Annotated in this window: 7 protein-coding genes; 2 read left to right on the forward strand and 5 right to left on the reverse strand. The window is 72.4% G+C overall.

Annotated features, from left to right (window positions below; all coding sequences use genetic code 11):
• Positions 1 to 121: 121 nt before the first annotated feature.
• Together tgt and ACWTSU_RS06445 are read right to left on the reverse strand one after the other, a co-directional pair.
• Positions 122 to 1261: a tRNA guanosine(34) transglycosylase Tgt gene (tgt, locus tag ACWTSU_RS06440; RefSeq protein WP_455139043.1), complete on the reverse strand. Its 1140-nt coding sequence runs from the start codon at positions 1259 to 1261 to the stop codon at positions 122 to 124.
• A 356-nt stretch (positions 1262 to 1617) separates the two neighbouring features.
• Positions 1618 to 1890 (reverse strand): HPr family phosphocarrier protein, encoded by a 273-nt coding sequence (locus ACWTSU_RS06445; protein WP_193529471.1) that lies wholly within the window; start codon positions 1888 to 1890, stop codon positions 1618 to 1620.
• Between the two features lie 209 nt (positions 1891 to 2099).
• Between ACWTSU_RS06445 and ACWTSU_RS06450 the strand changes: the two genes are divergently transcribed.
• Positions 2100 to 3359 carry a hypothetical protein gene (locus ACWTSU_RS06450; RefSeq protein WP_455139044.1) on the forward strand — a complete coding sequence of 420 codons (1260 nt, stop codon included), beginning with the start codon at positions 2100 to 2102 and terminating at the stop codon, positions 3357 to 3359.
• Positions 3360 to 3477: 118 nt separating this feature from the next.
• Here the strand turns inward: ACWTSU_RS06450 and queA are convergent, their stop codons facing one another.
• Positions 3478 to 4650 carry a tRNA preQ1(34) S-adenosylmethionine ribosyltransferase-isomerase QueA gene (gene queA, locus ACWTSU_RS06455; protein WP_455139045.1) on the reverse strand — a complete coding sequence of 391 codons (1173 nt, stop codon included), beginning with the start codon at positions 4648 to 4650 and terminating at the stop codon, positions 3478 to 3480.
• A gap of 317 nt (positions 4651 to 4967) precedes the next feature.
• Here queA and ACWTSU_RS06460 point away from each other — a divergent pair, with 317 nt between their 5' ends.
• A complete protein-coding gene (locus ACWTSU_RS06460) occupies positions 4968 to 6434 on the forward strand; it encodes an alpha/beta fold hydrolase (RefSeq protein WP_455139046.1) in 1467 nt (488 codons plus the stop codon).
• A gap of 280 nt (positions 6435 to 6714) precedes the next feature.
• Here ACWTSU_RS06460 and ACWTSU_RS06465 read toward each other — a convergent pair whose 3' ends face one another.
• On the reverse strand, positions 6715 to 7683 hold the full coding sequence (locus ACWTSU_RS06465; RefSeq protein WP_455139047.1) for a LuxR C-terminal-related transcriptional regulator: 969 nt from the start codon (positions 7681 to 7683) through the stop codon (positions 6715 to 6717).
• A 579-nt stretch (positions 7684 to 8262) separates the two neighbouring features.
• Positions 8263 to 9503 (reverse strand): sensor histidine kinase (locus ACWTSU_RS06470; protein ID WP_455139048.1); only part of this gene is annotated, 1241 nt, incomplete at its 5' end.

Raw genomic sequence — 9503 nt, forward strand, 5'->3', positions numbered from 1 at the left:
TCTCGTCCGTGCACATGCGTCGAGCTGACGCATGTGCAGGGGGCGGGGCGAGAAGGAACGCGGACAGGGGCGGACGGCGCGGGCGGGAGACCCCTCCCCCGCGGCCCCAGGCCCCTCTCGCCTACCAGTCGCTCGCGGCGGGCGACGCCATCCAGTCGTCGACGAAGCTCGCGTAGGTCCCCGCGACGATGGCCTCGCGCGCGCGGCGCATGAGGTCGATCAGGTAGTGAATGTTGTGCAGCGAGATGAGGACCGAGCCCAGCATCTCCTTCTGGCGCACCAGGTGGTGCAGGTACGCCCGCGAGAAGCCCCCGGTGCAGGTGGGGCAGTCGCACGCCGGGTCGAGCGGGCCGGCGTCACGCGCGAAGCGGGCGTGGCGGAAGTTGAGGCGCCCCTCGCTGGAGAAGGCCGAGCCGGTGCGCGCCGTGCGCGTGGGCAGCACGCAGTCGAACATGTCGATGCCGCAGGCCACCCCGCGCACGAGCGTGGTGGGGTTGCCGACGCCCATGAGGTAGCGCGGCTTGGAGCACGGCATGTGCTCGCTGACCAGCGGCGCGAGGGTCTCGAACATGGTCTCGTGGTCCTCGCCCACCGAGTAGCCGCCGATGCCGTAGCCCGGGAAGTCGCCGCACTCCTCGAGGTGGCGCAGCGAGCGCAGGCGCAGATCGAGGTGCATGCCGCCCTGCACGATGCCAAAGAGCGCCTGGTCGGGACGGGTGTGCGCCCTGTAGCAGCGCTCGGCCCACATGCTCGACAGCTCGACGGAGCGCTCGACCTTGGAGCGCGGCGCGGGATAGCCCACGCACTGGTCGAGCTGCATCACGATGTCGGCGCCCAGCAGCTGCGCGATGCGCATGTTCTCCTCGGGCGTCCACATGAACCAGCGGCCGTCGTAGTCAACGGCGCGGAAGCGCACGCCGTCGCGCGAGAGCCTGCAGAACTCCTCGTGGCTGAAGACCTGGAAGCCGCCCGAGTCGGTGAGGATGGGGCCGTGCCAGCCCATGAAGTCGTGCAGCCCGCCCATCTCGGCCACGAGCTCGGCACCGGGACGCATGGCCAGGTGGTAGGTGTTGGCGAGCAGGATCTTGGTGCCCGCGGACGCCACCTGCGCCGGGGTGAGGCCCTTGACCGTGGCCTTGGTGCCCACCGGCATGAAAATCGGCGTGGGGACGTCGCCGTGCGGGGTGTGCAGGACGCCCGCGCGCGCGTGCGTCTTGGGGTCCTCGGCGACGATGTCGTAGGTGAACAGGCTGGTATCCACGGCTCTCCTCGGTTACAAAAACGTGCGGAGGCTGGCGAGAAGGACCCGGCGCTCGGACGGTCCTCGCCGCAAAGGGCGCGGCTGCGGAACTCGCGGCGGGCCTTCTCGGCAGACTCTCGCGCTCTTGGCTGACTGCGGTACCCCATCGTACACGAAGCGCGCCCGCGGGCTTCTCAGCGCCGAGTGTGTCGCAAATCGACAAAACGACCGCGTCGAAGGCACCGTTTGGCGATTTTCGACACACTCAAGGTCTCTGAATCGACGGTCCGCGCCGGCCCCACCATCATGCCCCCGCGCCAACGAAAAGGGCCCGACCCCCGTGAGGGTCGGGCCCCAGGTTGCTCGGTGGGCTGAGCCTACTCGCCGAAGCCGCTGTCGATGAGGGCGACGAGGGCGTCGAGGGCGGCCTGCTCGTCCTCGCCGTCGCACGCGATCTCGACCTTGGTGCCGGTGCCGAGGCCGGCGGCCAGGATCATCATGATGGACTTGGCGTTGACGGGAGCGGAGTCCTTGTCAACGTTCTTGATGGTGACGTTGCACTGGTACTTCTTGGCCTCGGTCACGAAGACGGACGCGGGGCGCGCGTGAAGGCCGGTGGCGTTGATGATGCTCGTCTGCTTAGAAACCATGTCGTAGACTCCCTTTCCAGATTTCCCTGTCAAAGCCGGGGAATATCTGAGTTCCCCGAAACCAAGGCATATCCTAGCAAACACGGGACGAATTGGCACGCGCGTTCCTGCCGAGGATGCAATCTCGGGGGATGAGCGGAATTGACGCGGCCACGCGGCGGGCCATGGCCCACAATGGGTGGTGTGTGCGCCGACGGATGGGAGCAGAGATGGCGGACGAGCGAGAGGACCGGGCGGAGGCCCCCGAGAAGGTCGAGGAGCCCGTCGATCTGGGGGGCGACGAGCGCGCGGAGGAGACGCCCTCCGCGACGGCCGCCGCGGAGCGGGCCGGCGAGCTGGCGCGCGGGGCGGCCGGCACGCTCAAGAGCGGCCTCGCGGCCGTGCGCGACGTCCACGCCGCGGCGCGCCGCCACGCCACCGCGCGCGGGAGGCTGCGCGCCCTGCGCGACGCGCTCGAGGCCGACGAGGCCACGATCGCGCGGCGCGAGGAGGTCGAGGCCGGCTACGAGCGGATCGTCGCCGAGCAGGGCCGCGTCGCGCGGGAGGCGGCCTCCGAGATCGAGGCCCACCAGGCCAGCGTCGAGCGCCTCGAGGCCGAGGTCGCGCGGGTGGAGGGGCTTCTCGCCCAGATGCGCGCCGACCACGAGCAGGAGCTGCGGCCCTACAAGCGCATCGCCGAGACCGCGCGCGGGCGCTCGGAGGAGGCCAGCCGCGGCGTCGCCGAGGCAAAGCGGGCCGTGCGCACGGCCGAGGGCCAGGTCAAGGAGGCCAGCGAGGCTCGCGAACAGTCGATATCCTCGGCCAACCGCGCCGTGGACGCCTCGCAGGCGCGGCTGCGCAAGGTGCAGGACGAGCTCAAGCGGGCGCGCGAGGGGTCGCGCGACGCCAAGGCCGTGCGCCAGCTGCAGGACGAGGTGACCACCGAGCTCGCGCACGTCGAGTCGGCCCGCGCCGAGGTGAGCTCGGTCACCGCGAGCGCGCAGGCGTCGGTCGACGCCGCGCAGACCCACCTCTGGACGCAGAACAAGTCGCTCGAGGAGGCGCAGCGCGAGGCCGACGCCGCCAAGCAGGAGTACGAGGCGCGCAAGGGCGAGTACGACGAGCTTCTCGCCAAGGCCAACGCCGCCGAGAAGGAGCTCGAGGACGGCATCGCCGAGAAGCGCGACGCCATCGACGAGGCCAAGGCGGCCCACGACCGGGCGGCCGAGCGCCACGACGAGGCGCAGGCGCTGGTCGACGAGGCGGAGGACGTGCACGCGACCCCCGAGGAGACCGCGCGGCTGCGCGCGAGCATCGCCGAGCAGCGCGCCGAGGTGGCCGCGCAGCAGGCCGTGGTCGACGAGCTGGCGGAGAGCGAGAAGGGTCTGCGCTCGTCCACGCGCGGGGCTCGGCTGGCGCTTCTGGCCGCGGCCGCCGCGGTGGTGGTCGTCATCGCGTTCGTGGTGGTGCTGATCGTCACCGCGCGGTAGCCGCGCTCCCGACCGCCGGAAGGCGGGGCGACGCCCGGCGCGAGTTCTTGCCGAGCGCCCTTCTTGGCAAGCTGTCTGAGCGCCGGGCATCGCCCCCCCTTCCGGCGGGACGACGCCCCTACTCGATGAGCATCGCGTCGCCGAAGCTGAGGAAGCGGTACCGCTCGTCGATGGCGGCCTGGTAGGCGGCCATGATCTGCTCGCGCGTGGCGAACGCGGAGACGAGCATCATGAGCGTGGAGCGCGGCACGTGGAAGTTGGTGATCATCGCGTCCACCACGTGGAACGTGGAGCCCGGCATCAGGTAGAGGTTGGTCGTGGCGTCCTCGCGGACCACGACGTCGCCCGCGCCGGCGCCCGGCGCGCCCTCGAAGCGGCGCGCCGTGACGGGCGGGTCGCTCGGCGTCGCGCCCGCCTCCCACGCGCTCTCGAGCGAGCGCACCGACGTGGTTCCCACCGCGATCACGCGGTGGCCGGCCGCCTTGGTGGCGTGCACAACGTCCACGACCCGCTGGCTCACGTGGTAACGCTCGGTGTGCATGACGTGCTGGGTGGGGTCGTCCTCGGTGACCAGGCGGAACGTGTCGATGCCGACCTCCAGCTCCACGGTCTCCCAGCCCACGCCCTTCTCGCGGATCCGCTCGATGAGCTCGGGCGTGAAGTGCAGCCCGGCCGTGGGCGCGGCCGCGGAGTGCTCCTCGCGCATGGCGTAGACGGTCTGGTACTTCTCGGGGTCACCCTCGTAGCTGGTGATGTAGGGCGGCAGGGGCACGTGGCCCGCCGCGTGGATGGCCTCGTCGAGCGTGCGCGGCGAGCCGTCCGCGTTCGTGCCCGCGGGCGAGAAGCGCACGAGCCGTCCGCCCTTGCTGCCCTCCACGAAGTCGAGGATCTCGCCGGTGAGCACCACCGGCGCCGACTCGGGCGCGTGGGCCCCGCCGGCGCGGTACTCGATGACGATGCCCGGCTGGCGCAGGCGCTTGCCGGGGTTGACCAGGCACTCCCAGACGCCGCCGAGCGGGTCGACGTCCTCGCGGCGCTTGAGCAGCAGCGTCTCGCACACGCCGCCCGTGCCGCGCTTGCGGCCCACCAGGCGCGCCGGCATGACGCGGGTGCGGTTGGCCACGAGCAGGTCGCCGGGCTCGAGGTAGTCGAGGACGTCGGTGAAGCGGCGGTGCTCAACGGAGCCGTCGGCGCGGTGCAGCACGAGCAGCCGGCACGAGTCGCGCGGCTCGGCCGGGGCCTGGGCGATCAGCTCGTCGGGCAGCGGGTAGTCAAAGTCGTCGGTGCGCATGGGTTCCTCCTCGCGATTCCAGCGCCCTACGATAGCACGCGGCCGCCGCCGACCGCCGGGGCGCCAGACGCGTCAGGCGAGAAGGTCCGGCGCTCGGACAGTCCTCGCCGCGCAGAGGGCGCGCGGCTGCGGAACTCGCGGCGGACCTTTTCGCCTGACGCCGTGGGGACAACGCAGCCGACGGACGGCGGGGCGAGGCCCGCCGCGAGTTCTTGCCGAGCGCCCTTCTCGGCAAGCTGTTTGAGCGCCGGAGCCTCCCCGCGCCGCGCCCGGACCTTCGCGCCGCGCCCGGACCAACGTCAACGAAAGGACCCACGATGAGCGTCGCTCCCCCGCCCGTGCACGTGCCGAGGCCGTACGCGCTGCCGAGGACGGCGCTCGCGGCGCGCGTGGAAGTGCCCACGGCGGACGGCGCGACGATCGTGGCGTGGACCTACGCGCCCAAGGGCGTGACCGACGAGCCCGGCACGCCCTACGGCATCGACCTCGCCGTGCCGCCAGTGCTCATGCTGCACGGCAACGGCGAGGAGCACGGGATCTTTGGCCCCGTCATCGACGCGGTGTGCGCGAGCGGGCGCTCCGTGATCGCGGTGGACTCGCGCGCGCAGGGCGCCTCCACGCGCGGGACGGCGCCGCTCACCTACGAGCTCATGGCCGACGACGCCCGCGAGGTGTGCGCGCGGCTCGGCGTGGGGCAGGTCCACGTGCTCGGCTTCTCGGACGGCGGCATCCTGGGACTGCTGCTCGCGCGCGACTGGGGCGCGCACGTGCTCTCGGCCACCGTGCTCGGCGCCAACCTGACGCCGGCCGGGCTGCCGCGTGAGGACACCGACTGGATGGCCTACGCCGCCGCCGAGAACCGCCGCTGGGCCGCCGAGGGCGAGGAGGGCGTGACGCTTGAGGACGGCACGCCGGTCCCCTCCCCCGCGCAGGCGGCGCTGACCGCGGAGCTGCTGCAGCTCATGGTGGACCAGCCGCACATCGACGCGGCGTTGCTGGGCTCGATCGGCTGCCCCGTGACCGTGATGGTCGGCGAGTTCGACGAGATCCTGCCCGAGGAGACCGACCGCATCGTGGCGGCGATCCCCGGCGCGCGGCGCGTCACCGAGCCGGGCGCGGACCACAACCTGCCCAAGATGGCGCCCGCCGCCGTGGCGCGCGAGCTGCTGGCGTGCGTGGCGAGAAACGATGTGCGCGTGACGCCGCGCGCGGCGTGCGTTCCGTCCGGCCTGGCCGCGTGCCGCGTACCCGTGGAGGGGCTCTGGGCCGAGCGGCTGCGCGAGCTCTACCGGCGCGTGGACGCCGAGCCCGGGACGTCGGGATGGGTCGAGGGCGTGTGGCCGCCCGCGGGGATGGCGGACGAGCTGCTGGCGGCGGGCTCGTACTGGGGCGTCTTCGACGCGGGCGCGGTGCGCGGCGGTCGGCCCGACGACGACGCGGAGCTGCTCGGCGCCGTGGCCGTGGACCTCGACGCCGACTTCGGCGACGGCGGCCGCGACGCCGACTGGGAGGCGCTGGGCGAGGGCGCGGCCGCCTGCTGGCACCTGCTCGCGGCCGACCCGGCGGCGCGCGGGCGCGGCGTGGGCTCGGCCCTCGTGGCCGCGGCGCTTCTCGCCTCCCGCGAGCTGGGCGCGCGCGTGGCGCGGCTCAACACCTCGCCGATGAACGTGGAGGCCAACGACCTCTACGCGCGCTGCGGCCTCACGCGGCACGCCCCCGTGTGGCTCCCCTACCCGGGGCTGCCGCTGCCCGGCTGGACCAACCTCTGGGAGGCCGCGCTGTAGGCACATCCCGTCACGCGACCCGATTGGCCGGCCGAGCGCGGGATTGGACGAGCGCCTCCTTCAACTGTCTGGCGTGCTCGAGCTGGATGCTCATGCGCCCTCGCCGGGCGCCTCGCCGCCCCGTTATGTGGCTCTTCCGGAGACGGGTTCATTTTGTCTGTAGTTCAAATCGGAAAACCCAACTACAGACAAAATATGTTGGAAAGAATCAGCAGGTCAGAGATGGTGGCCGTTTTGTCTGTACTTACAGATTTCGGTTTGAACTACAGACAAAACGAATCTATGCCCACAGCCGGCCCCTCTGGCGCAGCGCGACCGCGACGCTGACGCCGAGCGCGAGCCCCACCGCCAGCGCGAGGAGCACGGGCGCGCCCGAGGCGATGGCACTCGCGAGCACGGCATACGCGGCGGACGGCAGCACGTGGACGACGAACGTGACGAGCAGAGCGTACGCCGCGGTGACGACCCCGCAGGCGACCGTGACCCGGCGCCACGGCCACGCGCGACGGCGCACGCGCCGCCCGATCGCGAGACCCGCGAGCTGCGCGGCGCCCAGCGCCGCGAGCGGCCGGGCGAGCACGCACAGCAGCCAGGCCCAGACCATCTCGAAGTACCGCCCGATGCGGGCGGCGAGCACGAGCTGGAAGGCGACCTCGTAGGCGAGGCCCGCAGCGATCAGCAGCACGCACACGAGCACGTAGACGCGGCGCGGCCAGGGGCTTCCCGGCACCTCGCCGTCGGCGCGCAGCTCCTCGGCGCGCTCGCGCAGGCGCCCCAGGCCCTCCGGCGAGAGCGCCGTCGCCAGCTCCTCGCGCGAGTGGACCCCCAAGAGGCGGTAGCCGTGCGCGCGGGCGGCGCTCACCGTGCCGGGCGCGACGGAGAGCTCCTCGGCGACCTGCGCGGTGGAGCGCCCAGCGGCCACGAGCGCGAGGACGCGCGCCTCGGTCTCGCCCAGGCCGAGCTCGCGGAGCACGTCCGGCGCGTCTGGCTCGACGACCGAGGCGGCGGGCTCACCAGGCGAGAAGCGCTTCCGTAACTCCCGCACGCCTTCGCAGCCGAGCTTCTCGCACGCGCGTCGGCGGTAGCTCGCGATGGTCGAGGCGCTCACGCCCAGGCGCTGCGCCGACCCCTCCGCGGTCGCACCCGCGAGGACGTCGCGTGCGGCCTCGCGCTCGCGCGCGCTGAGGCCGGCCTCCTCGAAGGCGCGCTCGGCCTCGGCAGGGGTCAGGGAGACGTTGACGGCGCTCATCGGGCACCTCCTTCACGGGCTTCTCCCGTGACTATACCCCCCACGGTCGCAAGCCACGCCGTCAGGAGCGTATGCACCTCGTTTGCCACGCGCCCCTGGCCGCACGAGGCGGCACCCTCCCTCGCGAGCCGCCGCCCCCCTGCCCGTCCTTCCCACATGTGCTGCCGCCCTCCCTTCCTCCCGCGGGCTGCCAAGAAAACGCAGCGATTGGGTGTTTTGGGGTTGACGCGCTCCGGGAGAGGCCGTTTTCGGCAAGAACGATGGGTCGTTGGGTGGCATCTTTGATGCGCATGCGGACCATGGAGGGTCGAGGCCATATTACGCGCAAGGCTGACCTGGGGAAACGTAATAGAGGGAGCTGGCGAGGAGGCGTTCTTCTCGCCAGAGGGAGCTTGAATATCAAGGATGCCACCCAATCGCGCAGGGTTTTGGCACGGGGAGACGAGAGAGGCGCGAGACAGGTGAGAGGGACGCTGGGAATGAGAAGGGCGCGGGGCAGCGAGAGGGGCGCGGGAGCGAGAGGGGGCGGTGAGAGGGGCCGGGGGCGAGAGGCGCACGCCGCCCGCCGGCGCGCGGGCGCTATCGCACCGCGGACGCCGGGAAGGTCACGGTGATCGTGGTGCCCTTGCCGACCTCGCTCTCGAGCGCGATCTGCGCGCTGTGGTAGGCGGCGGCGTGCTTGACGATGGCCAGGCCCAGCCCGGTGCCGCCCATGTCGCGGCTGCGGCCCTTGTCCACGCGGTAGAAGCGCTCGAAGACCTTGGCCTGCGCCTCCTCGGGGATGCCGATGCCGGTGTCGCTCACCCGCAGCGTCGGCGCGCCGGCGCGCGGCAGCACCCAGACGAAGACCGTGCCGCCCGGCCGGTTGTAGCGGATCGCATTGTCCACGAGGTTGCTCACCAGCTCGTCGAGCAGCCGCGTGTTGCCGCTCACCACGAGCGACACCCCGCGCACGGCCAGCTCCACGCCCGCGCGCTCGGCCTTGGGCGTGAGCCTGCCGCAGACGTCGCGCGCCACGCTCAGCAGATCGACGCGCTCCACGGCGCCGAACAGCCCCGTGTCGCCGCCGCCCGCGCGCTCGGCCTCGTCGAGCTTCGACAGCGTCAGGATGTCGCTCACCAGGCTCGAGAGGCGCCGCGCGTCGTCGTAGATGCGCCCCGCGAACTCCGGCACGTCCTTCTTCTTGGCGATCCCGTCGCGGATGAGCTCGGCCGCGCCCTGGATCGAGGCGATCGGCGTCTTGAGCTCGTGGGTCACGTTGGCCGTGAACTCGCGGCGCAGGTCGGCCGCGTCCTGGATCGCGCTCATGCGGTGCAGCAGCTCCTCGTGCTGCTCGTTGAGGCGCCGCACGAGCGGGTCGAGCTCCTCGTAGGGCGCCACGGAGTCGCCGGAGGCCGGGTCGATCTCGAGGATCGGGCGCACGAAACGGCGCGACAGCACGTGGCTCACCACCCAGCTCACGCCCACCACCAGCACGACCAGCGCCACCAGCACCATCACGTCGCGCGAGAGGAACGCGAGCACCCCGGCGCGGTCCACCGACAGGCGCAGCACCTCGCCGGAGTCGAGCCGCACGGCCTCGTAGATGCTCGTGTAGCCCACGGTCTCGCTCGCGCGGTCCGACGAGCCCGCGCCCGACGCCAGCGCGGCGGCCACCTCGGGGCGGTCGGCGTGGTTGGGCAGGCTCGCGGCGTCCGCGCGGCTGTCGTAGCTCACCGTGCCGTCCGGCGCCACGAGCGTGGCGCGCGACGACCCCAAATCCATCCCCTCGAGCAGCGCGACGTCGTCGTCGGTGGCGTCGAGCAGCGACGCGACGGCGC

This window comes from Thermophilibacter sp., assembly GCF_966187215.1.

What these genes read in the sequence shown, in the direction of transcription:
- ACWTSU_RS06445 (WP_193529471.1), bottom strand. Translation starts at nt 1,890, where the DNA reads ATGGTTTCTAAGCAGACGAGCATCATCAACGCCACCGGCCTTCACGCG.
- ACWTSU_RS06450 (WP_455139044.1), top strand. Translation starts at nt 2,100, where the DNA reads ATGGCGGACGAGCGAGAGGACCGGGCGGAGGCCCCCGAGAAGGTCGAG.
- queA (WP_455139045.1), bottom strand. Translation starts at nt 4,650, where the DNA reads ATGCGCACCGACGACTTTGACTACCCGCTGCCCGACGAGCTGATCGCC.
- ACWTSU_RS06460 (WP_455139046.1), top strand. Translation starts at nt 4,968, where the DNA reads ATGAGCGTCGCTCCCCCGCCCGTGCACGTGCCGAGGCCGTACGCGCTG.
- ACWTSU_RS06465 (WP_455139047.1), bottom strand. Translation starts at nt 7,683, where the DNA reads ATGAGCGCCGTCAACGTCTCCCTGACCCCTGCCGAGGCCGAGCGCGCC.